Origin of the sequence: Afipia sp. P52-10 (assembly GCF_000516555.1) — a bacterium.
Lineage (GTDB): Bacteria > Pseudomonadota > Alphaproteobacteria > Rhizobiales > Xanthobacteraceae > P52-10.
In genome coordinates, this window is the sequence record NZ_AZSJ01000003.1 from 1,218,189 (window position 1) to 1,241,098 (window position 22,910).

Annotated in this window: 22 protein-coding genes; 13 read left to right on the forward strand and 9 right to left on the reverse strand. The window is 64.4% G+C overall.

Translation table 11 applies throughout. The features are described from left to right. Window positions 1–111: 111 nt before the first annotated feature. Window positions 112–951 (reverse strand): methyltransferase domain-containing protein, encoded by an 840-nt coding sequence (locus tag X566_RS07070; RefSeq protein ID WP_051444172.1) that lies wholly within the window; start codon window positions 949–951, stop codon window positions 112–114. 211 nt (window positions 952–1,162) lie between these two features. Between X566_RS07070 and X566_RS07075 the strand changes: the two genes are divergently transcribed. Genes X566_RS07075 through X566_RS07095 form a run of 5 tightly spaced genes read left to right on the forward strand, consistent with a single transcriptional unit; the run spans window position 1,163 to window position 4,341 of the window. Continuing rightward, window positions 1,163–1,966 (forward strand): ComF family protein, encoded by an 804-nt coding sequence (locus X566_RS07075; protein WP_034468141.1) that lies wholly within the window; start codon window positions 1,163–1,165, stop codon window positions 1,964–1,966. Between the two features lie 48 nt (window positions 1,967–2,014). Next, window positions 2,015–2,290 (forward strand): glutaredoxin 3, encoded by a 276-nt coding sequence (grxC, locus tag X566_RS07080; protein ID WP_034464768.1) that lies wholly within the window; start codon window positions 2,015–2,017, stop codon window positions 2,288–2,290. A gap of 20 nt (window positions 2,291–2,310) precedes the next feature. Beyond that, on the forward strand, window positions 2,311–3,159 hold the full coding sequence (locus X566_RS07085) for a carbon-nitrogen hydrolase family protein (protein ID WP_034468147.1): 849 nt from the start codon (window positions 2,311–2,313) through the stop codon (window positions 3,157–3,159). Then, window positions 3,156–3,674 (forward strand): DUF1178 family protein, encoded by a 519-nt coding sequence (locus X566_RS07090; protein WP_034464770.1) that lies wholly within the window; start codon window positions 3,156–3,158, stop codon window positions 3,672–3,674. The genes X566_RS07085 and X566_RS07090 overlap by 4 nt, the downstream gene beginning before the upstream one ends. A 16-nt stretch (window positions 3,675–3,690) precedes the next feature. Beyond that, a complete protein-coding gene (locus X566_RS07095; protein WP_034464773.1) occupies window positions 3,691–4,341 on the forward strand; it encodes a TVP38/TMEM64 family protein in 651 nt (216 codons plus the stop codon). 10 nt (window positions 4,342–4,351) lie between these two features. On the opposite strand, the gene X566_RS07100 is transcribed toward X566_RS07095, so the two are convergent. From X566_RS07100 to X566_RS07110, 3 genes are all read right to left on the reverse strand, one after another. After that, window positions 4,352–5,254: an EamA family transporter gene (locus X566_RS07100; protein WP_034464775.1), complete on the reverse strand. Its 903-nt coding sequence runs from the start codon at window positions 5,252–5,254 to the stop codon at window positions 4,352–4,354. 147 nt (window positions 5,255–5,401) lie between these two features. After that, window positions 5,402–6,154 (reverse strand): bifunctional 2-polyprenyl-6-hydroxyphenol methylase/3-demethylubiquinol 3-O-methyltransferase UbiG, encoded by a 753-nt coding sequence (ubiG, locus tag X566_RS07105; RefSeq protein WP_034464777.1) that lies wholly within the window; start codon window positions 6,152–6,154, stop codon window positions 5,402–5,404. A gap of 8 nt (window positions 6,155–6,162) precedes the next feature. Further along, on the reverse strand, window positions 6,163–6,630 hold the full coding sequence (locus tag X566_RS07110; RefSeq protein WP_034464779.1) for a PH domain-containing protein: 468 nt from the start codon (window positions 6,628–6,630) through the stop codon (window positions 6,163–6,165). Window positions 6,631–6,908: 278 nt separating this feature from the next. Between X566_RS07110 and X566_RS07115 the strand changes: the two genes are divergently transcribed. From X566_RS07115 to X566_RS07135, 5 genes are all read left to right on the forward strand, one after another. Next, window positions 6,909–8,165, forward strand: a complete 1,257-nt coding sequence (locus X566_RS07115; RefSeq protein WP_034464781.1) for an aspartate kinase — start codon at window positions 6,909–6,911, stop codon at window positions 8,163–8,165. Between the two features lie 322 nt (window positions 8,166–8,487). After that, window positions 8,488–10,755: a phosphoenolpyruvate--protein phosphotransferase gene (gene ptsP / locus X566_RS07120; protein ID WP_034464782.1), complete on the forward strand. Its 2,268-nt coding sequence runs from the start codon at window positions 8,488–8,490 to the stop codon at window positions 10,753–10,755. A gap of 89 nt (window positions 10,756–10,844) precedes the next feature. Beyond that, window positions 10,845–11,924 (forward strand): peptide chain release factor 1, encoded by a 1,080-nt coding sequence (gene prfA / locus X566_RS07125; protein ID WP_081740092.1) that lies wholly within the window; start codon window positions 10,845–10,847, stop codon window positions 11,922–11,924. Continuing rightward, a complete protein-coding gene (gene prmC / locus X566_RS07130; RefSeq protein WP_034464785.1) occupies window positions 11,921–12,805 on the forward strand; it encodes a peptide chain release factor N(5)-glutamine methyltransferase in 885 nt (294 codons plus the stop codon). The genes prfA and prmC overlap by 4 nt, the downstream gene beginning before the upstream one ends. Window positions 12,806–13,268: 463 nt before the next feature. After that, a complete protein-coding gene (locus tag X566_RS07135) occupies window positions 13,269–13,958 on the forward strand; it encodes a DUF4167 domain-containing protein (RefSeq protein ID WP_034464787.1) in 690 nt (229 codons plus the stop codon). 181 nt (window positions 13,959–14,139) lie between these two features. Here the strand turns inward: X566_RS07135 and X566_RS07140 are convergent, their stop codons facing one another. Then, window positions 14,140–14,877, reverse strand: a complete 738-nt coding sequence (locus tag X566_RS07140; RefSeq protein ID WP_173402582.1) for a class I SAM-dependent methyltransferase — start codon at window positions 14,875–14,877, stop codon at window positions 14,140–14,142. A 278-nt stretch (window positions 14,878–15,155) separates the two neighbouring features. Between X566_RS07140 and gloB the strand changes: the two genes are divergently transcribed. Together gloB and X566_RS07150 are read left to right on the forward strand one after the other, a co-directional pair. Further along, window positions 15,156–15,923, forward strand: a complete 768-nt coding sequence (gene gloB, locus X566_RS07145; protein WP_034468149.1) for a hydroxyacylglutathione hydrolase — start codon at window positions 15,156–15,158, stop codon at window positions 15,921–15,923. A 2-nt stretch (window positions 15,924–15,925) separates the two neighbouring features. Next, on the forward strand, window positions 15,926–16,363 hold the full coding sequence (locus X566_RS07150) for a cupin domain-containing protein (RefSeq protein WP_034464790.1): 438 nt from the start codon (window positions 15,926–15,928) through the stop codon (window positions 16,361–16,363). 186 nt (window positions 16,364–16,549) lie between these two features. Here X566_RS07150 and X566_RS07155 read toward each other — a convergent pair whose 3' ends face one another. The 3 genes from X566_RS07155 to X566_RS07170 all read right to left on the reverse strand — a co-directional run bounded on the left by X566_RS07155 (window position 16,550) and on the right by X566_RS07170 (window position 19,906). Next, entirely contained in the window at window positions 16,550–17,416 is an 867-nt protein-coding gene (locus X566_RS07155) for a DMT family transporter (RefSeq protein ID WP_034464791.1), read from the reverse strand. 117 nt (window positions 17,417–17,533) lie between these two features. Continuing rightward, a complete protein-coding gene (gene phbB / locus X566_RS07160; protein WP_034464792.1) occupies window positions 17,534–18,259 on the reverse strand; it encodes an acetoacetyl-CoA reductase in 726 nt (241 codons plus the stop codon). 471 nt (window positions 18,260–18,730) lie between these two features. Then, the gene (locus tag X566_RS07170) at window positions 18,731–19,906 is read right to left on the reverse strand and encodes an acetyl-CoA C-acetyltransferase (protein ID WP_034464795.1); all 1,176 of its coding nucleotides are present in this window, start codon (window positions 19,904–19,906) and stop codon (window positions 18,731–18,733) included. Window positions 19,907–20,287: 381 nt separating this feature from the next. Here X566_RS07170 and phaR point away from each other — a divergent pair, with 381 nt between their 5' ends. Next, the gene (phaR, locus tag X566_RS07175) at window positions 20,288–20,884 is read left to right on the forward strand and encodes a polyhydroxyalkanoate synthesis repressor PhaR (protein WP_034464799.1); all 597 of its coding nucleotides are present in this window, start codon (window positions 20,288–20,290) and stop codon (window positions 20,882–20,884) included. 100 nt (window positions 20,885–20,984) lie between these two features. Here phaR and X566_RS07180 read toward each other — a convergent pair whose 3' ends face one another. After that, window positions 20,985–22,694 (reverse strand): bifunctional diguanylate cyclase/phosphodiesterase, encoded by a 1,710-nt coding sequence (locus X566_RS07180; RefSeq protein WP_051443927.1) that lies wholly within the window; start codon window positions 22,692–22,694, stop codon window positions 20,985–20,987. Window positions 22,695–22,910 lie beyond the last annotated feature (216 nt).

A 22,910-nucleotide genomic window follows, 5' to 3' on the forward strand; every position in this document is an offset into this window, starting at 1 on the left:
GTTTCGAAGGATGATTTTTGCGGATGATTTGCGCCCAGGGTTCGAGACGCGCAGCGGTGCTACGCTCCTCACGATAAGGAGCAACGCAGCGTCCGCAGGACATGACAGCAATTACCCCTTCCGCTTCACAGCAGCCTCGAGGCTCGCCTTCGCAGAACCCGGCTTGAGCGGCTTCTGCTGGCTCTCATGCGGCGCCCAGCCGGACAGCCAGACCACATCGAAGGTGGCGCGGACGCGCCCATCAGGATCGGCGAAGCGTTCGCTGTAGATTTGCGCCATTCTCAGCAGGGTGGTCCGCCGCAGCGGCACGCGCCGTCGCTCGGCCAGCGGATTGGTAGCGCCCATCCGCCGCAAGTCCTGCATCAGCGCGAAGGCGGTGTCGTAACGCACCACGACCCGATCCACATCCGCCACCGGCAAGGCGAAGCCCGCGCGCTGCAGCAGCGCACCAAGCTCGCGCAGATCGCCGAACGGCAGCACGCGCGGCGAAAGCCCGCCCTCGACCTCGCTTTCGGCCGCGGCAAACGCCTGCCGCAGTTCGGTCAGCGTGTCGCCGCCGAACAGCGCGACCAGCAGCAGGCCATCCGGCTTCAGCGCGCGGCGCACCTGCGCCAGCACGCCCGGCAGATCGTCGATCGCCTGCAGGGCCAGCGCCGACACCGCGAGATCGAGCGATTCCGGCGCGAGGCCAAGCCGGTCGTCCTCCTGGCGCAACAGATCGATGCGCGTGATCGCCGCCACGCGCTGCGACAACACCTCCCGCAACTGCGGACCGGGCGTGCCGACATCGGCCGCACTGTTGAACGTACGCAGCACCGCCGCCAGCCGCTCGCCGAAATCCTCCACCACCCGATCGAGCAGAAACGGTGCGGATCCCTGCCGCTCGGCGCGCGACAAGTGCGTGCGCAGGGCGTGGCGGTCGATCAGGCGTGGGACGGCGGGGTCAGTCATGATCAGGTCCAGTCTCGCCCGCTTCTTCAGCCATTCATCGCCGGCCGGCAAGGCCTGCTCCACCAAGTTGTTCTTGGACAAGCCGATCCTGGACAAGTCGTTTCCGGGCCCAGTCGCTCCCCGCAAGCCGTCGCCCGGAACCAGATGTTGACGGAAACCGGGTTCCCAGACGCGGGTATGCTGCTCTAACCTACGTGGGATGGACGCCTTCATGCCCGATCAAACAGCTCCGACGGTCGCTCGGCGCATGCGTGCTGCGTTTGGCGCCTGTGGCGCGGTGATGGCTGGTGTCGCGCGGTGGACGCTCGATATCGCGCTGCCGACGTTGTGCGTCTCCTGCCGTGCGCCGGTCGCAGGCGAAGGCGTCTGCGCCGCGTGCTGGGCGAAACTGTCGTTCATCGCCCCGCCGTTCTGTGAGCGGCTTGGCATTCCGTTCGTCTACGATCCGGGACCCGGCATCCTGTCGATGGCGGCAATTGCCGACCCGCCGGCCTATCACCGCGCCCGCGCGGCGGTCCGCTATGACGACGTGGCGCGCAGCCTGGTGCATGGACTGAAATACCAGGACCGCACCGATCTCGCGCCACCTTTGGGGCGTTGGATGGCCCGCGCAGGGAAAGACATTCTCGACGGCGCCGACCTGATCGTGCCGGTGCCACTGCACTGGCGACGCGGCTGGAGTCGCCGTTACAACCAATCCGGCGCGCTGGCGACAGTCGTCGGCCGGCTGAGCCGTGTTCCGGTCAACGGCCAGGCGCTGAAGCGCGTCCGTTCGACGCAGCAGCAGGTCGGATTGTCCCGAACCGAGCGGGCCCGCAATGTCCAGGGCGCATTCTCGGTCGCCACCGAGCGCAGAGCAGACGTTCAGGGACGGCGGATCGTGTTGATCGACGACGTGCTGACCTCCGGCGCCACCGTCGATGCATGCGCCCGCGCGCTGTTGCGGGCGAAAGCGGCGAACGTCGATGTCCTCGTCTTTGCACGAGTTGTGGAGGGCGCGCAAAACCCTATATAATTGTCACAAAGATGGTGCGGCGCGCGGCTGCATCGATGGATCGGACCCATGACCGCTCAGGTTGAAATCTACACCACGCCCACCTGTGGCTACTGCCGGATGGCGAAGCAACTGCTGACCCGCAAGAACGTCGCGTTCCACGAGATCGACGTCTCGGCCGACGCCGCGCTGCGGCAGGCGATGGTGGCGCGTGCCGGAGGGCGGACCACCGTGCCGCAGATCTTCATCGGCGGCACCCATGTCGGCGGCTGCGATGATCTCTATGAGCTCAACGATGCGGGCGGCCTTGACGCGCTGCTCGCTGGACAAACGGTGACGCCGTGACCGAGACCTTTACCGCCGCGATGGTGCAGACCCGGGCCAAACTTTCGCCCGAGGAGAATCTCAAGGACGTCAGCGCGCTGATCCGCGAGGCGGCAGCGAAGGGGGCTGACTATGTGCAAACCCCCGAGATGACAAACCTGCTCGCTGCCAACCGCGAGCAGTTGTTCAAGACGATTGCCGATGAGGACAGCGACGCGTCGCTCGCCGCCTATCGCGAACTGGCGAAGGAGCTGCGCATCTTCCTGCATATCGGCTCGATGGCGATCCGCGCCACGCAAGACCGCGCCGCCAATCGCGGCTTCCTGATCGATCCGAAGGGGCGCATCCTCGCCCGCTACGACAAGATCCACATGTTCGACGTGAACCTCGCGAACGGTGAAAGCTATCGCGAATCCGCCAACTATCAGCCTGGCGAAGCGGCCGCGATCGTCGATCTGCCCTGGGGCCGCATCGGGCTGACGATCTGCTACGACATGCGCTTTCCCTCGCTGTATCGCGCGCTCGCCGAGAGCGGCGCCTCCTTCCTCACCATGCCGTCGGCCTTCACCAAACCGACCGGCGAAGCGCACTGGCATGTGCTGTTGCGGGCGCGGGCGATCGAAAACGGCGCATTCGTGTTCGCCGCGGCGCAAGGCGGCACGCACGAGAGCAAACGGCTCACTTACGGCCACTCGCTGATCGTCGATCCCTGGGGCGAGATTCTTGCCGAAGGCGGCGTCGATCCGGGTGTCATCCTGGCGAAGATCGACCCGGCCAAGGTCATTGATGCTCGCGGCAAGATTCCGTCGCTGCAGCACGGCCGCCGCTTCAGCATTTCGGATGCCAATACGCCGACAGGCCATCTGCATCTGGTGCGGGAAAATCCATGATCCGTTATTCGTTGCAGTGCGAACGCGGCCACGCGTTCGAAAGTTGGTTCCAAGATTCCGCGTCATACGACAGGCAGGCGAAGCGCGGGCTGGTGAGCTGTCCGGCCTGCAACTCCACCAAGGTCGAGAAATCGATCATGGCCCCGCAGATTCCGCGCAAAGGCCGTACCACCGAACAGCGCATCGTCGAGGAGAAATCGGCCAAGGCCCGCTCCCGCCGCAAGAGCACGGACACGTCGGTGCCGGCGCCAGCATCCACGGCTGTCCCTGCCGAACCGATGCTGATGTCGCAACAGAGCGAGTTGCTCGGCAAGCTGCGGGAGTTGCGCGACCACATAAAGGCCAACGCCGACGATGTCGGCCAGCAGTTCCCGGAAGAAGCGCGCAAGATGCACTATGGCGAGATCGAGCATCGTCCAATCTATGGCGAGGCGTCGCCGACCGAGGCCAAGGCGCTGATTGAAGAAGGCGTCGACGTGATCCCGCTGCCGGCGCTGCCGGAAGACCGGAACTGAGCGCGCGGCGGCACGCGTGATCGACCAAATCGCCGCCTTCCTGAGCACGAGCCATCAGCTGACGCTGCTGTCGTTCGGCGTTCTGGTCCTCGCCTGCATCGCTTCGGGACTGGTGTTGCTGCCGCGCGCGCTGTTGTGCGTGCTCGCGGGCGCAGCCTTCGGCCTGATCGCGCTGCCGATCATCGTTCCGAGCTCGACGCTCGGCGCCCTGATTGCCTTCCTCGCCGCACGCCTGTTCGGCGGCCGCTTGGTACAGCGGCTGCTCGGGCGCAGGCGATTGTTGCGAAGGATATCGGACGCGGTCGATCAGGAAGGCTGGCGCATCGTCGCACTGATGCGGCTCGGCGCGCCGGTCCCGGGCGCTGTCACCAACTACCTGTTCGGTTTGACCAATATCCCATGGTGGTCGTTCACCTGGGCCACGTTCCTGTTCTGCATCCCGCAAGCCATCCTGTTCGTCTGCCTCGGCGCGGCCGGACGGGCGGCGCTGCTCGACGATCGAACGTCCGTCCTCGCCCAGGCGCTGATCGTGCTCGGACTGATCACCAGCGCATCGATCATCCTGCTCGTCACCAAGCGCGCGCGCTCGGCGATCGGCGACCTCAGTGACGAACACCCCGCGACTCCTGCCCCGCCGGCGTCCGGCAATACTGAGACGACGGCCTGACGGCGCCGAACTACTGCACCGCGATCAACACCGCGACGCCGATGACGATCAGCACGATCCCACCGGCCTCGCGCAGTGCGATCGGCTGCTTGAACGAGTAGTACGAGATGCCTTGCGCGAACAACACCTCGATCAGCGCCAGCGTACGGACGTTGGCAACGCTGGTCAGTGCGAAAGCCAGGAACCAGAACTGCGAGGCGGCGGCTCCCATGAATCCGGCGAACATGGACGGTCGCCACATCTGGAACAGCGCAACAAGCGTCTTGCGATCACGCAGCAGCAGATAGGCGCTGAGCACCACCGTCTGCATGAACAGGCCGAGCACCAGCGTAAAGCTCGCGGCGGTGACGAACGAGACGCCGCCGACATTGAGGATCGCGCCACGGAAGCCGACCGCCGAGAGCGCAAAACCGGCAGCCGCCGCCAGACCGAGCACGGTCGGACGCAGGTCGCCGAAGCTCTTCTCACCGCCAGGACGAATCGCCGTGATGACGACGCCCGCGGTCGCGATCAGAATCGCCAGCACCTTCAACCACGTCAGATGATCGGCAAGGAAAATGAAGCCGAACAGCGCGGCCTGGATCGGCTCGGTCTTGATGTAGGCGGTGGTGACGACAAAGGAGCGCTCGTTCATCGCCGCCAGCATCAGCCCGGTGGCGAGAATCTGCGTCATCGCCCCCATGGCGAGCCAGAGCCAGAACGTGAGATTGGGCCATGACACGATATCGCCGGTGACGAAGATCACCGCGGCGACGAATAGGACTGCAAACGGAAAGCCGAACAGAAACCGCACGTGGGTCGCACCGACCGTGCCGAGCGACGCCGTCAGCTCGCGCTGCATCGCGTTGCGCGCGACCTGCCCCAGCGAAGCGAGCACGACGAAAGGAATCCAGAGCGTTGCGAGGCTGAACATCGACGAGAAGACGTAACGTGGCGATGATGGGGCCTCAGGCAGACCATCATGTCTGCATGCGGTCAAGCGACGCAGGCTCATGTCAGCCGCGCGTCCAGGGCGGCGCAGCGCCTGGCTGCCTCTCGGCAGCCCGTCAGCAACCCAGCATTACGAATAGGCTTCCGCCGACACCATATAGTTTACGTCCATGTCGGACGACAGCGACCAGCGGTCGGAAAGCGGCGTGTAGATAACGCCGGTCTGCTCTGCGATTTCCAGTTTGCTCCGGTGCAGATGCCGCGCGAGTTCGGCGGGTGTGACGAACTTGCTCCACTGATGAGTGCCGCGCGGCAGCCAGCGCAACACATATTCAGCGCCGACGATGGCCAGCGCGAAGCTCTTCAGCGTTCGATTGAGGGTGGAGACCACCATCATGCCGGAGGGCTTCATCAGCCCGGCACAACGCTCCAGGAACACCCCGACATCAGTGACGTGCTCCACCACCTCCATGGCCAGCACGATATCGAAGCGCTCCAACGGGTTCATCGCCTCAACCGTGGTGGCGCGATAGTCCACCAGCACGCCCGACCGGTCAGCGTGCAACTTGGCAGCGGCAATGTTGGTCTCCGACGGATCGATGCCGATCACCTGGGCCCCGAGCCGCGCCAGCGGTTCCGACAAGAGACCGGCACCGCAGCCGATGTCGAGAATGCGCAGGCCGTCGAGCGAGGTGAGGCTGCGCGGGTTGCGGTCGAACTTGCGGCAGGCGGTGTCACGAATCCAGCCGAGCCGCAGCGGATTGATCTTGTGCAGCGGCGCCATCTTGCCGTTCGGGTCCCACCACTCCTCCGACAGCTTGGAGAAGCGCGCAACCTCCGCCGGATCGACCGTGGTGCCTCGGAAATCTGATTCGGGTGCCATAACCTCTTCTATCGCACCGTGATGTGGTTGCGGAACTGCAGGGGTGAACCGATCATACGGATATCCTTGTCGCCCTCACCGACGCCGCGGATCAGTACGTCGCCGTAATTTAACAGCCGCCCCGGAATGCTCTGGGTCACGTCCACGCTCTCCACCTTGTCGAGATTCATCTCGAAGGTGCGGCGCTGGATGAATCCCTCCTTGTGCACCACCCGGAAATTGGTGACGTCGGTCTCGGTGGTCCAGCGCCGGAACCAGGCCCGAACGGTCCAATACAGCGCGATCAGCATCGAGACCAGCGACAGCGCAAGCCAGAGGATGTTCAGCCCGTCCGTCACCGCCCCGCGCTGAAGCGCGAAAAAGACGACCGCAACCACCCAGGCCAGCAGCGCCGGCAGGTAGACGATCCAGTGGATGGTGGTGGAGTAGAGCACCTTCTCGCCGGGCTGCAGGATATCGTCGATATAACGCCCCATCAGGCCCTCACGTCGCAAAATCTCCTCGAGTCCGTCGCAAAAACACGGTCCGGCACCCCGAAAGCAGAGGTAGACCCCGGTTGCGGTCGGCCACCCCCGTCGGTATGTATACGCGCCTTTTTGCACCGGTGCTGCGGTTTTTGCACCGCGCGCACGACATCGAATCCGGAGCATGATGCCCAATCATCAGGCTCCATCCATGGAAATCGATCGCGCTGACACCCCGGATCGAGGCGATCCGGGCTCAAGGCGATCTAGCGGGGATTACGGCGCACGCTATGAGCCGACTCGTCATGAAATTCGGCGGAACGTCCGTCGCCAATATCGAGCGCATCCGCAATGTTGCGCAGCACGTCAAGCGCGAGGTCGACGCCGGCCATGAGGTCGCGGTGGTGGTCTCGGCGATGTCCGGCAAGACCAACGAGCTGGTCGGCTGGGCGACGGAAACGTCGGCCTTGCACGACGCCCGCGAATACGACGCCATCGTCGCCTCCGGCGAGCAGGTCACCTCCGGCCTGCTGGCGATCGCGCTGCAATCGCTCGGCGTCCAGGCGCGCTCCTGGCAGGGCTGGCAGATCCCGATCCGGACCAGCGACGCGCACGGCTCCGCCCGCATCCTCGATATCGACGGCTCGGAGCTGATCAAGCGGTTCAAGGCGCGCAAGGAGGTCGCGGTGATCGCGGGCTTCCAGGGCATCAATGCCGAGACCGGCCGCATCACCACCCTCGGCCGCGGGGGTTCCGATACGTCCGCGGTGGCGATCGCAGCCGCGATTCAGGCCGACCGCTGCGACATCTACACCGACGTCGATGGCGTCTACACCACCGATCCGCGCGTCGTGCCGAAGGCCAGACGGCTGGACAAGGTCGCGTTCGAGGAGATGCTCGAGCTGGCCTCGCAGGGCGCCAAGGTGCTGCAGGTGCGCTCGGTCGAACTCGGCATGGTGCATAATGTGCGCGTCTTCGTGCGCTCCAGCTTCGACAAGCCCGAAGATATCGATCCCCATTCAAGTCATCCGCCCGGCACGCTGATCTGCAGCGAGGAGGAAATCGTGGAACAACAAGTCGTCACCGGCATCGCCTTCTCCAAGGACGAAGCGCAGATTTCCGTGCGTCACGTGCAGGACAAGCCGGGCGTCGCGGCGGCGATCTTCGGGCCGCTGGCGGAGGCCAGCATCAACGTCGACATGATCGTGCAGAACGTCTCCGAGGACGGCAAGTTCACCGACCTGACCTTCACGGTTCCCGCCGCCGACTACAACCGCGCCAAGGAGACCATCACCAAGGCCAAGGACGCGATCGGCTATGCGCGGCTCGACAGCGCCACGGATGTCGCCAAGGTGTCGGTGATCGGCATCGGCATGCGCAGCCATGCCGGCGTCGCGGCCCAGGCCTTCAAGGCCCTGTCGGACCGCAATATCAACATCCGCGCCATCACCACGTCCGAGATCAAATTCTCGCTGCTGATCGACACCGCCTACACCGAGCTTGCGGTCCGTACTCTGCACACTCTTTACGGGCTCGACCAGGCCTGAGCCGCCTGTCGGAGCTCCATCCGGCCCGGACGAGTGTCCTGCCCGGACGCGAGATTCGGGGTCGAACCGCCCGCGCGTTATGCGCCACATCGGCAGCGACATCCGGACGCAGGCGCCAAGGCTGCCGGGAGATTTGTCATGCCTAAAGACTGGCCAGCCTTTTGCTTGGCAAAGCAGGGGCAAATCCTTTAGGCATGGGTTGTGGCGCGCCGAACGGCCGCCAACATGGTTAAAAAGTCGAATGTTTCCAGCAGCGTAGGCTGCCGTCCCGGCTCCCGGTCCGGAATCGGTGGTTTACGGCCTGCAGCGCAGGGGCCAACACATGCGGAGCGCTTCGGGAGGACCACGCGTCTTGCTACGACGTCTCCGCGAAGTCATGGCGGAGAAGGTCTCGGCGCAGGATCGGCTGGACAAGATCGTCGTGCTGATCGCCGCGAACATGGTGGCCGAGGTGTGCTCCACCTATGTCCTGCGCCACGACGGTACGTTGGAGCTCTATGCCACCGAAGGTCTGAACCGGGAAGCCGTCCACCAGACCGTGCTAAACGCCGATGAAGGCCTGGTCGGCCTGGTCGCGAGCGACGCGAACGCGCTCAACCTGTCCGATGCGCAAAGCCATCCGGCCTTCTCCTATCGGCCAGAGACCGGCGAAGAAATCTACCACTCGTTCCTTGGCGTGCCGATCCTGCGCGCGGGCACCACCCTCGGCGTGCTGGTGGTGCAGAATCGCGCCCACCGCACCTATGTCGAGGAGGAGGTGGAGGCGCTGCAGACCACCGCCATGGTGCTGGCGGAGATGATCGCCTCGGGTGAACTGTCTGCCCTGGCGAAGCCCGGCGCGGAGCCCGCGGCCCGGCATGGCATCCACCTCGAAGGATCGATCCTCTCTGATGGCATCGCGCTCGGCCATGTGGTGCTGCATGAGCCGCGCGTCGTCATCACCAATTACATCGCCGAGGATGTGCCGAAGGAGTTGAAGCGGCTCGACACGGCGCTGGCCAAGCTGCGCGCCGATCTCGACCGCATGCTGGAGCGAGGCGATGTCGCCGACGGCGGCGAGCACCGCGACGTGCTCGAAGCCTACCGCATGTTCGCTAACGACCATGGCTGGTCACGACGCCTGTCGGATGCGGTGGCGACGGGCATCACTGCGGAAGCGGCCGTCGAGCGCGTGCAGTCCGACACTCGCGCGCGCATGCTGCGCTCCACCGACCCATATCTGCGCGAGCGGCTGCACGACCTGGAAGACCTCGGCCATCGGCTGATGCGCCAGCTGATGGGCCACGACCACGCGCCCTCACGCGAGCAACTGCCCGACAATGCGATCCTGATCGCACGCTCGATGGGCCCGGCGGCGCTGCTCGACTATGATCGCAAGCGCCTGCGCGGCCTGGTGCTGGAGGAAGGCACCGCCAACTCGCATGTCGCGATCGTCGCCCGGGCGCTTGGCATCCCGGCGATCGGCGAGGTCGAGAACGCCGTCGGCATCGCCGATCCCGGCGACGCGATCATCGTCGACGGAACCTCGGGCTCGATCTACATCCGCCCGACGGCGGAGATCGAAGCCGCCTATGCCGAGCGCGTGCGCTTCCGCGCGCGGCGACAGGCGCAATATCTCGCGCTGCGCGACAAGCCGTGCGTCAGCAAGGACGGGCAGAAGATCGAACTGCTGCTGAATGCCGGCCTCGCCATCGACCTGCCGCACATCGAGGACACCGGCTGCAGCGGCATCGGCCTGTTCCGCACCGAACTGCAGTTCATGGTGGGACAGAGCCTGCCGCGCTCCAATGAGCAGCTCGCGCTCTATCGCAGCGTGCTTGACGCCGCAGGCGACAAGCCGGTCACTTTCCGCACCCTCGACATCGGCGGCGACAAGGCCCTGCCCTATATGGAGACGATTGCGGAGGAAAACCCCGCGCTCGGCTGGCGCGCGATCCGGCTCGGGCTCGACCGGCCTGGCCTGCTGCGCAGCCAGATACGCGCGCTGCTGCGCGCTGCGGGCGGCCGTGCCGTGAAAATCATGTTCCCGATGATCAGCGAGGTCACCGAATTCGACCAGGCAAAGCTGGTGGTCGAGCGCGAACTCACCTATCTGCGCCAGCACGGCCATAGCCTGCCCGAGCGGGTGGATGTCGGCACTATGGTCGAAGTGCCCGCGCTGCTCTATCAGCTCGACGAGTTGCTGGAGCGGGTGGATTTCCTGTCGGTCGGCTCCAACGACCTGTTTCAGTTCATGTTCGCGGTCGACCGCGGCAACAGCAAGGTCTCCGATCGTTTCGACACCCATTCGGCACCGATCCTGCGCGCGCTTCGCGACATCGCCGCGAAGGCGAACGCCGCCAAGGTGCCGATCTCGCTGTGCGGCGAGATGGCCTCGCAACCGCTCGGCGCGCTGGCGCTGCTGTCGATGGGCTATCGCTCGCTGTCGCTCTCGGCCACCGCACACGGCCCGGTCAAGGCGATGATCCTCGAACTCGACATCGGCAAGGCCGAAAGCCTGATGGCGGAGCTGCTGCAGGCCCCGTCCGGCAGCGTCTCCATCAAGGAGAAGCTGAAAGATTTCGCCGAGAAGGAAGGCCTTCCACTCTGACCTGCCCCGGAACAGCCCTCCGGTGCGGCCGCGGAGCCTTCCGGCCGAGACCACTTTGCGTTTGCGGCGACATATCCTAGATGAGTGCCATGCTTCCCGACCAAAAACTCGACATCCTGCTGGCGCGCCATGCGACGCTCGAGGCTGAACTGCTCGGGCAGGTCGGCGCCGAGACCTATGTGCGGGCGACGCGCGAGTTGGCCGAACTGACGCCGGTGGTCGATGCCGTGAAGGCCTATCGGGCGGCGCAGGCGGAGATCAAGGACATCGACGCGCTGATCGCCGATCCCACGACCGACCGCGAGATGCGTCAGCTCGCCGAAAGCGAGCGGCCCGCGCTCGAAGAAAAGAGCGGCGCGCTCGAACAGCAGATCCGCATCGCACTGCTGCCGAAGGATGCGATGGACGATCGCAACGTCGTGCTCGAAATCCGTGCCGGCACTGGCGGCGACGAAGCCTCGCTGTTCGCCGGCGACTTGTTCCGCATGTACGAGCGCTTCGCGGCGCTGCAGGGCTGGAAGACGGAGGTGATCTCGGCCAGCGAAGGCACCGTCGGCGGCTTCAAGGAAATCATCGCTGAGATCGAAGGCCGCGGCGCCTACGCCAAGCTGAAGTTCGAATCCGGCGTGCATCGCGTGCAACGCGTGCCCGACACCGAGACGCAGGGCCGGATCCATACCTCCGCGGCGACGGTAGCCGTGCTGCCCGAGGCTGAAGATGTCGATGTAGCGATCAAGGACGCCGATTTGAGGATCGAGACGATGCGAGCGGGCGGCGCTGGCGGCCAGCACGTCAACAAGACCGAGTCGGCGATCCGCATCACCCATATCCCGACCGGCATCGTGGTGACGATGCAGGACAGCCGTTCGCAGCACAAGAACAGGGCGTCGGCGATGAACATCCTGCGGTCGCGAATCTATGATGCCGAGCGCCAGCGTATGAATGCCGCGCGCTCCGCCGAACGGCGCGGCCAGGTCGGCTCCGGCGATCGCTCCGAGCGCATCCGCACTTACAATTTTCCACAGGGCCGCGTCACCGATCACCGTATCAACCTGACGCTCTACAAGCTGCCGGACGTCATCTCCGGCGTGGCGCTGCACGAACTGACCGACGCGCTCACCACCGAGCATCAGGCTGCACTGCTTGCGGCCGAAGGCGCGGCGGCGTGAGCGCCTCCACCCTTGCCGCCCTGACCCTCGACGCCGCACGGCGCGAACTCGCCCGCCAGTTCAGAGATGCGGGTCTCGACAGCCCCGAACTCGACGCCCGCCTGCTGGTCGGTGCCGCGACCGGGCTTGATCTCACCGGCCTCGCCACCGCCGCCACCCGCACGCTGCAGGCCGACGAAGCCGTACGCCTCGCAGCCTTCGCAGACCGGCGCCACGCGCACGAGCCGGTGGCACGCATTCTTGGTGAGAAGGAGTTCTGGGGACTGTCGTTGACGCTGTCGGCGGAAACGCTGGTACCGCGGGCGGACACCGAGACCGTGGTCGAAGCTGCGCTCGAGTTGATCCGCTCCGCAGGACCGATCGATCCGCCACGCATCGCCGATATCGGCACCGGATCCGGCGCGATCCTGCTGGCCCTGTTGAGCGAACTGCCTGACGCGACCGGCATCGGCACCGACATCTCGGCCGGTGCGTTGAAGACGGCGCAGGCGAACGCCGAGAAGCTCGCTCTCGCTGCGCGGGCACGCTTCATCCCCTGCGACTACACCGATAAGCTCGAAGGGCCGTTCGACCTGATCGTTTCGAATCCGCCCTATATCAAGCGCGGGGAGATCGCTCACCTGGCGGCGGAGGTACGCGAGCACGATCCCCGCCGTGCGCTTGATGGCGGCAGCGATGGCCTCGTCGCCTATCGTGCGATAGCCCCGGAGATCGCACGCCTGCTCGAGCCAGGCGGCGCGTTCGCGATCGAGGTCGGCCAGGGCCAGGCCGACGAGGTGGCGGATTTGATGCAAAGCATGGGACTGCATACGATTCGGCCGCATCGCCACGATCTGAGCGGAATTCCACGCGTGGTCTGGGGCCGGAAACCGGTCAGTTAGAGCCCACAAAAAACCCGAAATTACCCCTTGGATTATCCCGCGAGAGCGATTAGCTTCCGCTCAACGATCGGTTCCGGGTAGTTGGCCCCGCAGACGCTGTGGGGATTGGGCGGATGCAACGCTCAGGAACTGGGTGCTCAACGGAGCGCCCCCCGATCAAGCGGCTCCAAGGGCAGGTCATACTCGGATGCGGTGGCTGAAAGCGCTGCGCGGCTGAGAGATCGGAACGAACGAAAGCCTGATATTGCGGCGAGAACCCACGACGACGTTTTGACGCTCACGAACGACACGGCGCGCGCAGCGGCGTGTGCGGTGCGGGTGGCGCGCCATCATGGTTGCAACTGATGCGGCTGCGAGACGGATATCGATTGAACGCGTGAAACTGTTGAAGGCGGACGTGTGTCCGCTGCTGCGAATTCGAGACAAATACGGTTAACACTCTGGGGTTGGTGAGAAGCGCGATATGAGAAACGGCCAGAACAAGCGGATGCGGAACCGCAACAACAATCACAACAACAATAATAACCGCCGTGGGCAGAACCCGCTGACCCGCGTCTACGAATCAAACGGTCCGGAGATCAAGATCCGCGGCACCGCTTCCCACCTCGCCGAAAAGTACGTCCAGCTCGCCCGCGACGCGCAGGGCTCCGGCGATCCGGTCGCCGCCGAAAACTACTACCAGCACGCCGAGCACTATTTCCGCATCATCGCCGCGGCGCAGGAACAGTTCCGGCAGAATCAGCCGCAACAGCATCAGCAGCGCATCGACAATGATGTGCGCGACGACGCTGGCGACGACGGCGACAATGAATTCTCCTCGTTCGGCGCCGAGCCAGGGTTCGCACCGCAACCCTATCCGGCCCGCGAGCCGCAGCCTTATCAACGCGATCCGCAGTATCGCGAGAACCGGCAGCAGCCGCAGCCGACAGCGCAGGCCAATGATGGCGACATCGACCGGCTGCCATCCTTCATCACCGGCGGACAGCCGCAGCCGAATGCGAACTACGAGAACGGCGAGCGCAACAATGGCGAGCAGCGCGCGGAGCGCGGCGAACGCTTCCAGCACCGCCGCCGCCGTCGCCATGGGCCGCGCCCCGACGGCACCGCAGCACTTCCGCTGCAGAACGAAGGCCCTGCACAGGCCGGCGACTGATAGCGCCGCGCGATTCGGACAATCGCGGCACCTCTTATCGCCCGCGCCCTCTGCCCTTCGGGACTTACCGATTGCGTGTCTTCGCGATTGTCGGAGCATGACCGTTTCGGCGTCATGCTCCGACAGCGCCGTTACCGCGCAACGCGCGCGGCTGCATTCGCAGTCTGACGTTCAGACCTGATTAAACTCTGTCTCGCGGCGATGCCGACGGCACCAGTACCGGCTCCATCGACGGGATCAATTTGCGCCGTTCGCGCCGCGCCGTGATCGGCCGATACACCTGCTTGGTCGCCTCGACGATATGCACGCCGGCGAACGGCGATGCGATCGCCGAGCCGAACCGCTCCCATGCGATCGCCGAGCGCAAAAACCAGCCATAACGAATCGGCGGCATGTGCAGCGCCTCGCTCCAGGCGCTGGGCGTGAACCAGGTCTCGCGCAGGATCTGCGTGACCTGCGCCCGCGAATAGGGACGGCCGTAACCGAATGGCGTGGTGTCGGCCCGCGCCCAGGGACCACGCCTGTTCGGCAGTACGACGATCATGCGCCCGCTCGGCGTCAGCACGCGCCACATTTCGCGCAGCAACTCCACCGGATCGTCTGACACTTCCAGCGCATGCACGAGCAGCAGCCGGTCAACCGAGGCATCCGGCAGCGGCAGCTCGAATTCATCGACCAGCGCCACCAGCGCAGGTCTCTCGGTCGGCCACTTCATCACCCCTTGCGCCGCCGGCATGAAGGCGACGCAGCGCTCGGCGTCCTCGCGGAACAGACCGAGATACGGTGTCGGATATCCGACGCCGACCACCCGCAGGCCGGTCGCGTTCGGCCAGCGCGCGCGGATGCCGCGATTGATCAAGCGCCGGGCGACGATGCCGAGCCCTTGCGAATAGAAGTTGCGGAGATCGATCACATCCATCGTCATGCAGCCACATTATCACGTTCGGCAACCGTGCAGGAGCCTGCACGACAGCGGCGTTAACGCCGCATTTCACGCATGCAGCCCGCTGTGCTAGTGTCGTGGGTCAGAAATTCGCAGCATCGTTTCCGCGAGTCCATCATGCGAAGAAGCGACACGAGAACATGAATTGCGAGTGTCCTTATCGAATCCGAAGTTCGCTCTGAGCGTGCTGAAAGGGAAGCGAACTTCGGATTCGGGACACTAGCATTCATCAACATCAAGACATGGAACGTTTCATGGCCGCAGAAATCCGCATCTTTTCCTGCCTCACCGACAATTACGGCTATCTCATTCACGATCCGGCAACGAAGGCCACCGCCTCGGTCGATGCGCCGGAAGCCGCTCCCGTCATCGCAGCACTGGAGAAGGAAGGCTGGACGCTGACCGATATCCTGATCACCCATCATCATGGCGACCATGTCGGCGGCGTCGCCGAGCTGAAGCAGAAATACAAGTGCCGCGTGGTGGCGCCGCAGGACAAGGCGAAGCCGATCGAAAACGTTGATCTGCGGGTGAAGGAAGGCGACACGGTGAAGGTCGGATCGCTGACCGCCCGCGTGTTCGAGACGCCCGGCCATACCCTGGACCACATCTCCTACATGTTCGATTCCGAACGTGCGCTGTTTGCCGCCGACACCCTGTTCTCGATCGGCTGCGGCCGCGTGTTCGAGGGCACCTATCCGATGATGTGGGAGTCGCTCCTGAAACTGCGCGCGCTGCCGGAGGACACCCGGGTCTATTGCGGCCATGAATACACTGCCGCGAACGTCAAGTTCGCACTCACCATCGAGCCGGACAATGCGGCGCTGAAGGCCCGCGCCGACGAGGTGGCACGTCAGCGCGCCGCCAACCAGCCGACAATTCCGACGCTGCTCGGCGAGGAGAAGAAGGCCAACGTGTTCCTGCGCGCCGACGTGCCTTCGGTCGCAGCTCACCTCGGCATGAGCGGGAAAGGCGCCGCCGATGTGTTCGGCGAAATTCGCGAGCGCAAGAACAAGTCCTGAGCATGCCTGCGAAGGAGGCTCTGCCCGCACAGGCGGCCGACATCATCACCAGGCTCGGCCTGCAACCGCACCCGGAAGGCGGCCACTATCGCGAGACGTTTCGCGACCGCCGCTGCGATGCGGCTGGCCGCGCCGCTTCGACCGCGATCCTGTTCCTGCTGGCGCATGGCGAACGCTCGCACTGGCACCGGATCGACGCGGTCGAGGTCTGGCATTATTACGCCGGTGCTGCGCTCGAACTGACGATCGCCGACGATGCATTGCGAACCGTTCGCCTCGGGCCGGACATCGTGAACGGCGAGACACCGCAAGCGATCGTACCGGTACGGGCGTGGCAAGCCGCACGGAGCACCGGCGACTGGACCCTGGTCGGCTGCACCGTCGCGCCGGGATTCGACTTCGCCGGTTTCGAGCTCGCCCCGCCCGACTTCAAACCATAAGCGCGCCCGCAGCGGCCTCTCGCCATCGGCCGCGCGCGCTCAACTAAAGCGCGATGAGATTTGGATGAATCATTCTCGCGCTTTAGCTCATTGTCTAAGCATGATCTTTTCGAAAAAACTGCCTTACACTTTTCCGGATCATGCTTTAGCGATCCTGCCTTGCCTGCGGCAGGTCTGCCGACCGCGTTACGCCTTGCTCCGAGCGAACAAATCCTTCGCGGCAATCAGCCCGCCGCCTGCGATCAGCAGCGCCGCGATCGCAAGCGTCGCGGTGGGCTCTGCGAAGCCTGCCGCGATGAGAAAGCCGGTCGAGAGCAACGGCGTCGCATAGGACGCCGCCCCCAGGACACGAATGTCGCCCTGTTTCATGCCGTTGTCCCAGGCATAGAACGCCGCTCCCACCGGACCGACTCCAAGCGCGAGCAGCGCCAGCCATTGGCTTGCCGTTTCCGGCCAGACCGTCCGCTCCAGCAGCAGATGCACGATCGCGGCCAGCAGCGCCGTGGCCGCGCAGAACCCTGCGACCGCGTCGGTCGGCACATGCTTGAGCCGCCGCGACAGCACCGAATAGATCGCCCACAAGAAAGCGGCGATGAAGGCTGCGAGAAAGCCCGGCGCATGCTCCCACGCAAATCCGGACAGACCTCTGCCGAGGAAGAGAACGACCGTCCCGACGAGACCGAGCAGCGCACCGACAACGTGATGCGGCGCCAGCCGTTCGCCCGGCAGGAACGCCGAGAACACGACGATCAGAAGCGGCCACAGATAATTCACCAGCCCGGCTTCCGCCGGAGGCGCGTGCCGCAGCGACAGAAAATAGAGCGCGTGATAGCCGAACAAGCCACCGACGCCGACTGCCCAGGCGATCGGCGGCTGCCGCAACGATCCTACGCCCTTTCCTCGCACCAGCCACGTCAACGGACCGACACAGGCGCCGATCGCGAACGTCATCGCCGCGAGCTGGAACGGCGGGATCTGCCCGGTCGCCACCGTCAGCACCGCGAGCAGCGACCACATCAGGATCGCCGTTAGACCAACTGCAGTCGCGCGCATGGACGTGGAAATCCGGCATCGGGTCGCAGCGGGAAGCTGCGAGGAATCGGACGCATCATAGCAGAACGCGGCGCGCGAAACTGCACGCCGCGTTGCGCCACGACGCAGACGGCAGAATCAGGTCAGGTACTGACCACCATTCACCGTCATCGTCGAACCGGTGATGAAGCCCGACTCGTCTGCCGCGAGGAACACCACTGCGCGGGCGATCTCCTCCGGCTCGCCAAGTCGGTTGGTCGGGATCAGCGGCAGGACGCTCTTGTCGAGCACCTCTTTCGGCACCGCCTGCACCATCTCGGTGTTGATATAGCCCGGACAGATCACGTTGACGGTGATGCCTGCACGGGCGGTCTCAAGCGCCAGCGCCTTGGTGAAGCCGATGTCGCCGGCCTTTGCCGCCGAATAGTTCACCTGACCGAACTGGCCCTTCTGTCCATTGATCGACGAGATGTTGATGATCCGGCCGAATCGGCGCGCGCGCATGCCCTCAATCACATGGCGCGTCATGTTGAACAGCGAGCCGAGATTGGTGTTCATCACCGCATTCCACTGCTCCACCGTCATCTTGTGGAACGGCGTGTCGCGCGTAATGCCCGCATTGTTGACGAGGATGTCGACAGGACCGAGATCGGCTTCGACCTTCTTGATGCCTTCACCGCAGGCATCGAACGAGCCGACGTCCCACTTGTAGACGGGAATGCCGGATGACTCCTTAAACTTCGTGGCCGCGGCATCGTTGCCGGCGTAGGTAGCCGCGACTTTGCAACCCGCCGCTTTGAGCGCCTTGCTGATCGCTTCGCCGATGCCGCGCGTTCCGCCTGTGACAAGCGCAACTCGTGCCATGTTTCGCTCCCGTCATTATTTGCGTTGCAACATGCTGCAATCGCTGCCTAATTTCGACTACATTAGTGATGCCGGTGCAGCCGACAAGCCTGAAGAGTGTTCACCGACTGCATCGTTCGTGAACTATCGCAAACCGATCACTCATTCATGACGATGACGTTTGTGCGGCTCGTTCGGCACTCGCGCACACGCGAAACGTCGCGCGACTCTTTGCGCAGAGCAGCATCCGCAAGGGGCCCATGCTTGCAGACGGCGAACGCATACACGTTGTGAGCGGAAAACGAATGGAATGATGGCAAGTTGCGATCCGGCGGGTCCATCGCCAGCAGAACGGATGCACGCCAAATCAAACGCCATCGACGGGAGAAATGCTCCGCGGCAATCAGAACTGCGTCGTGACAAATGCTGGCGTAAAAAAATGCCCGGCGCAAGGCCGGGCATCTTCATTCGCTTGTAACGGTGTGGTTGCGTTTAGCGCTCCACACACATGGCGATGCCCATGCCGCCGCCGATGCACAACGTGGCCAATCCTTTCTTGGCGTCGCGCTTCTGCATCTCGTGCAGCAGCGTCACCAGCACCCGCGTCCCGGACGCCCCGATCGGATGCCCGATGGCGATCGCGCCGCCGTTGACGTTGACCTTCGAGGTATCCCAGCCGAGGTCCTTGTTAACGGCACAAGCCTGGGCTGCGAACGCCTCGTTGGCCTCGATCAGATCGAGATCGGCGGCATTCCAGCCAGCCTTCTTCAAGGCGCTGCGCGAGGCCGGGATCGGCCCGGTGCCCATGATCGCCGGATCGACGCCAGCCTGCGCCCAGGAGGCGATGCGCGCCAGCGGCGTCTTGCCTTCCTTCGCAGCCTGGCTCGCCCGCATCAGCACGACGGCCGCAGCGCCGTCATTGATGCCCGAAGCATTGGCTGCGGTGACGGTGCCGTCCTTCTGAAACGCAGGACGCAGGCCGGCGATGCTGTCGACCGTCACGCCGGGCTTGATGTACTCGTCTTTATCGACGACCACGTCGCCCTTGCGGGTCTTGAGGGTGACCGGAACGATTTCATCCTTGAACTTGCCGGCCTTCTGCGCGGCCTCGGCCTTCTGCTGGGAGGCGGCGGCGAACTCGTCCTGCTGCTGGCGGGTGATCTGCCACTGCTTGGCGACGTTCTCGGCAGTGGTGCCCATGTGATAGCCGTTGAAGGCATCCCACAGGCCGTCCTTGATCATCGTATCGACGAATTCGAGGCTGCCCATCTTATGGCCGCCGCGCAGGTACTGCGCATGGGGCGACAGGGTCATCGATTCCTGGCCGCCAGCGACGACGATGTCGGAATCGCCGTTCATCAGCGCCTGGTAACCGAGTGCGACCGAACGCAGGCCCGAGCCGCACACTTGGTTCACGATCCACGCCGGCGCACCGATTGGCACCCCTGCATTGATAGAGGCCTGCCGGGCCGGGTTTTGGCCTTGGGCGGCGGTGAGAATCTGACCGAGGATCACCTCGGACACGCGTTCGCCCTCGACACCCGCGCGCTCCAGCGCAGCCTTGATGACCACCGCGCCAAGGTCGTGTGCCGGGGTGCTGGCAAACGCGCCGTTGAAACTGCCGACGGCGGTGCGAGCGGCGCTGACGATGACGACATCGTCTTTCATGGGGAAACTCCTTGGCTTGAGGTCGGGGACTTGAAGTCGGTCGCTTGAAATCTGTGGCTTGAGGTCTGTCGGCGTCTCGAGATCGTCTTTGTGCGGACGTCGCTCGTCCGGTACACGGGCAACTGACAGCGCGCTACGCGGACGAACCAGATCGCCCGCATCCTGTGAAGCCCGCGAAAGCGTGTCAATCGCCTTACGCGATATAATAGCCTGGCCCGCAACGCACCAGCCTCGGAGCGCTCCCGGCGCAGATTAACCCGACCCGCACAAAACGGTAGCCGAAGCCTGCTGAAAATGCTTACCTTGCTGCGACGCGCCAATCAGCGCGGCCCGGGCCGCTTCCGGACGGGTTCCCGCCCCTTGTTGTTTTAGCGAGTGTCCATGGCGAAATCGGAAGAACCCATCACCATCAAGAAATACGCGAACCGGCGGCTCTACAACACGGGGACGAGTACCTACGTGACGCTGGAAGACCTCGCCACCATGGTCAAGAACGGCGAGGATTTCCTGGTCTACGATGCCAAGACCGGCGACGACATCACGCGCTCGGTGCTCGCGCAGATCATCTTCGAGCAGGAGAACAAGGCGGGACAGAACCTGCTGCCGACCACGTTCTTACGCCAACTGATCCGCTTCTACGGCGATAGCATGCAGATGCTGGTGCCGCGCTTTCTCGAACAATCGATCGATAATCTCACGCGCGAGCAGGAGAAGTATCGCGATCAGATGAAACAGGCTTTCGGCGGCATGGGCGCCTTCGGGCCGCTGGAAGAGCAGGTTCGCCGCAACATGGAGATGTTCGAGCGGACATTCTCGATGTTCAAGCCGTTCACCGCCCCCCGCCGCAGCGAGCCTGCCACCGAGAAGCCGGCGGAAGACACCGCCAAGACCGCGGACGATATCGAGACGCTGCGTCGCCAGATGAAGGAAATGCAGGAAAAGCTCGAGAAGATGTCGAAGGAGCCCGACAAGGGCTGATCCGCACGGCTTCAGGCCCAAGCAGACCATGCGCGTATCCGCACCGGCATTAACCGGTGCAGCGCCTTAGGCCTTAAAATTCCTGACGGCGTTCCTGACGTCAGAGCGAGCCGCCCAGAACCGTTCTTGGCGTGGCCGCAGACGACCGGACCGCACCGGCAGCGGCGACCCACGGCTTTTCATCCGACGCGAGGCCGATGAATCGTCCCTGGATGTAATCACATCCCCAGCCACGCAACAGCGCCGCGGCCTCCGCATCCTGCACCCATTCGGCGACGGTCTGCAGGCCGAGCCGCCGCGCGAGATCGATCAGCGTCTGCACGAAGGCGCGATCGTCGTGGGAGTGCACGACATTCTGCACGAATGCACCGTCGATCTTGACGATGTCCACGCCGAGCCGCCGCAGATTGCGGAACGACGTATAGCCCGCACCGAAATCATCGATCGCGATCCGGCAGCCGTGGTTCTTCAGCCGCGTCACGAAGTGGCGGACATCGTCGAGATGGCGGATCGCCACCGTCTCGGTGATTTCGACGATCAGGCGCTGGGTGATCGAGGGGTTCGCCCGCAAGCACGCCTCAATGCTGCTCCACCAGTCCGGATCGGTGGTCGTCTCCGGCGAGATGTTGAGGCTGAGCTGCACCAAGGGCGACGCCGCAAGCTCGGCCAACACCAATTCGAGCACGCGGTGATCGACCAGGCGGATCAGGCCGAGCTTTTCCGCCACCGGGACGATGTCGGGCGCGAGCACCAGCCCTTCGTCATGTTGCACACGGACCAGCGATTCGTAGAACGCCGGCTCGTGGGTGTCGGCCCGCACCACCGGCTCGAACGCGACCACGAGGCGGCGATCGTTGAGCGCAGTGACGATCTCGTCGGTGACGCGGATGTTCACCCGCCGTTGCGCATCGCGCTCGACATTCGGCAGCCAAGAGGCGAACGAGCCCGCGCGGCGGGTCTTGGCCATCTCCAGCGCCTCCTGGGCCCGGCTAATGACGTCGTCGGTCAGCCTGGCATAGCGCGGCACATTTACGCCGCCGATCGAAATGGTGACGGAGACCGGCCCCAATTTGGTCGGCACCACCTCGTCGCGGATGCAGGCCAGGAAGCGCTCCGCCGCGACCTTCATGTCGTCAGTCGAGCAGTTCTTCAGGATCAGCCCCAGCTTGTTGCCCGAGAAGCGGCCGAGCGCATCGCCGCCTCGCAGCCGCAGGCGGATCCGCACCGCAACCTCGCGGATCACCTCGTCGGCGACATCGAAGCCGAACGCATCGTTGATCCGGGCGAGATGATCAATCGCCACCACCAGGAACGAGAACGAGGCGCGGAAGCGATTCGCCTCCTCGATCGCTTCGGCGAGGGCTGCGATCAACTGGGTCCGGTTCAATTCGCCGGTCAGCGGATCCTGCTGCGACAGCCGCAGCAACTGCTCCTCGCGGGCATGGCGCTCGTTGATGGCCCGCATCACGCCGTATGCGCGCACGGGCCGGCCGGAAGCATCAGCGAACCAGCGGCCGGTTTCCTCGATCCAAATCAGCGGCGCCGAACTCGCCAGCCGCAGCCCGTATTCGACCTGATAGGGCACACCCGTGCCCGCATCCTGCGTCGAAGTATCGGCCATCGCATCATTGCGCGCGGATCGCACCGGCTCGATCCGTCTGGCGAACGCGCTGGCGGATGCAAGGACATCCGCAGGAAAATGCGGCAGCAGGCCCTTAACGCCGCCGCCCCAGGTCATGGTGTCGGCGGCGATATCCCAGACAAAACTGGCTTGATCGAGTGACGTCAGAATCTGGTCTGTTTCGATCATCGGTCAGAACATGCAGCTCGCGTCATTCCGGCACGCACAAGGGCAAGCAGGCCGGAGCATGATTGCCGATTTTCGATAAACGATACGCCGAACTCCTGAAGATTTTGGAAAACGCGCGGTATTGTGACACAGGAGTTAACGAAAGATTTTCCGAAAGACCGCGGCGGCATGCCGCTTGCGAGTCCGAATCTGGCAAGGAGAGATTGTCCCAGTTCA

Bases quoted from the DNA above. Each gene is read 5' to 3' on its own strand.
- X566_RS07155 (WP_034464791.1), bottom strand. From the start codon at position 17,416: ATGCGCGCGACTGCAGTTGGTCTAACGGCGATCCTGATGTGGTCGCTG.
- X566_RS07085 (WP_034468147.1), top strand. From the start codon at position 2,311: ATGGTGCAGACCCGGGCCAAACTTTCGCCCGAGGAGAATCTCAAGGAC.
- X566_RS07100 (WP_034464775.1), bottom strand. From the start codon at position 5,254: ATGTTCAGCCTCGCAACGCTCTGGATTCCTTTCGTCGTGCTCGCTTCG.
- X566_RS07150 (WP_034464790.1), top strand. From the start codon at position 15,926: ATGCCTGCGAAGGAGGCTCTGCCCGCACAGGCGGCCGACATCATCACC.
- phaR (WP_034464799.1), top strand. From the start codon at position 20,288: ATGGCGAAATCGGAAGAACCCATCACCATCAAGAAATACGCGAACCGG.
- prfA (WP_081740092.1), top strand. From the start codon at position 10,845: ATGCTTCCCGACCAAAAACTCGACATCCTGCTGGCGCGCCATGCGACG.
- ptsP (WP_034464782.1), top strand. From the start codon at position 8,488: ATGCGGAGCGCTTCGGGAGGACCACGCGTCTTGCTACGACGTCTCCGC.
- X566_RS07180 (WP_051443927.1), bottom strand. From the start codon at position 22,694: ATGATCGAAACAGACCAGATTCTGACGTCACTCGATCAAGCCAGTTTT.
- X566_RS07070 (WP_051444172.1), bottom strand. From the start codon at position 951: ATGACTGACCCCGCCGTCCCACGCCTGATCGACCGCCACGCCCTGCGC.
- gloB (WP_034468149.1), top strand. From the start codon at position 15,156: ATGGCCGCAGAAATCCGCATCTTTTCCTGCCTCACCGACAATTACGGC.
- X566_RS07115 (WP_034464781.1), top strand. From the start codon at position 6,909: ATGAGCCGACTCGTCATGAAATTCGGCGGAACGTCCGTCGCCAATATC.
- X566_RS07075 (WP_034468141.1), top strand. From the start codon at position 1,163: ATGCCCGATCAAACAGCTCCGACGGTCGCTCGGCGCATGCGTGCTGCG.
- X566_RS07170 (WP_034464795.1), bottom strand. From the start codon at position 19,906: ATGAAAGACGATGTCGTCATCGTCAGCGCCGCTCGCACCGCCGTCGGC.
- X566_RS07140 (WP_173402582.1), bottom strand. From the start codon at position 14,877: ATGGATGTGATCGATCTCCGCAACTTCTATTCGCAAGGGCTCGGCATC.
- ubiG (WP_034464777.1), bottom strand. From the start codon at position 6,154: ATGGCACCCGAATCAGATTTCCGAGGCACCACGGTCGATCCGGCGGAG.
- grxC (WP_034464768.1), top strand. From the start codon at position 2,015: ATGACCGCTCAGGTTGAAATCTACACCACGCCCACCTGTGGCTACTGC.
- X566_RS07090 (WP_034464770.1), top strand. From the start codon at position 3,156: ATGATCCGTTATTCGTTGCAGTGCGAACGCGGCCACGCGTTCGAAAGT.
- phbB (WP_034464792.1), bottom strand. From the start codon at position 18,259: ATGGCACGAGTTGCGCTTGTCACAGGCGGAACGCGCGGCATCGGCGAA.
- X566_RS07135 (WP_034464787.1), top strand. From the start codon at position 13,269: ATGAGAAACGGCCAGAACAAGCGGATGCGGAACCGCAACAACAATCAC.
- X566_RS07110 (WP_034464779.1), bottom strand. From the start codon at position 6,630: ATGGGGCGTTATATCGACGATATCCTGCAGCCCGGCGAGAAGGTGCTC.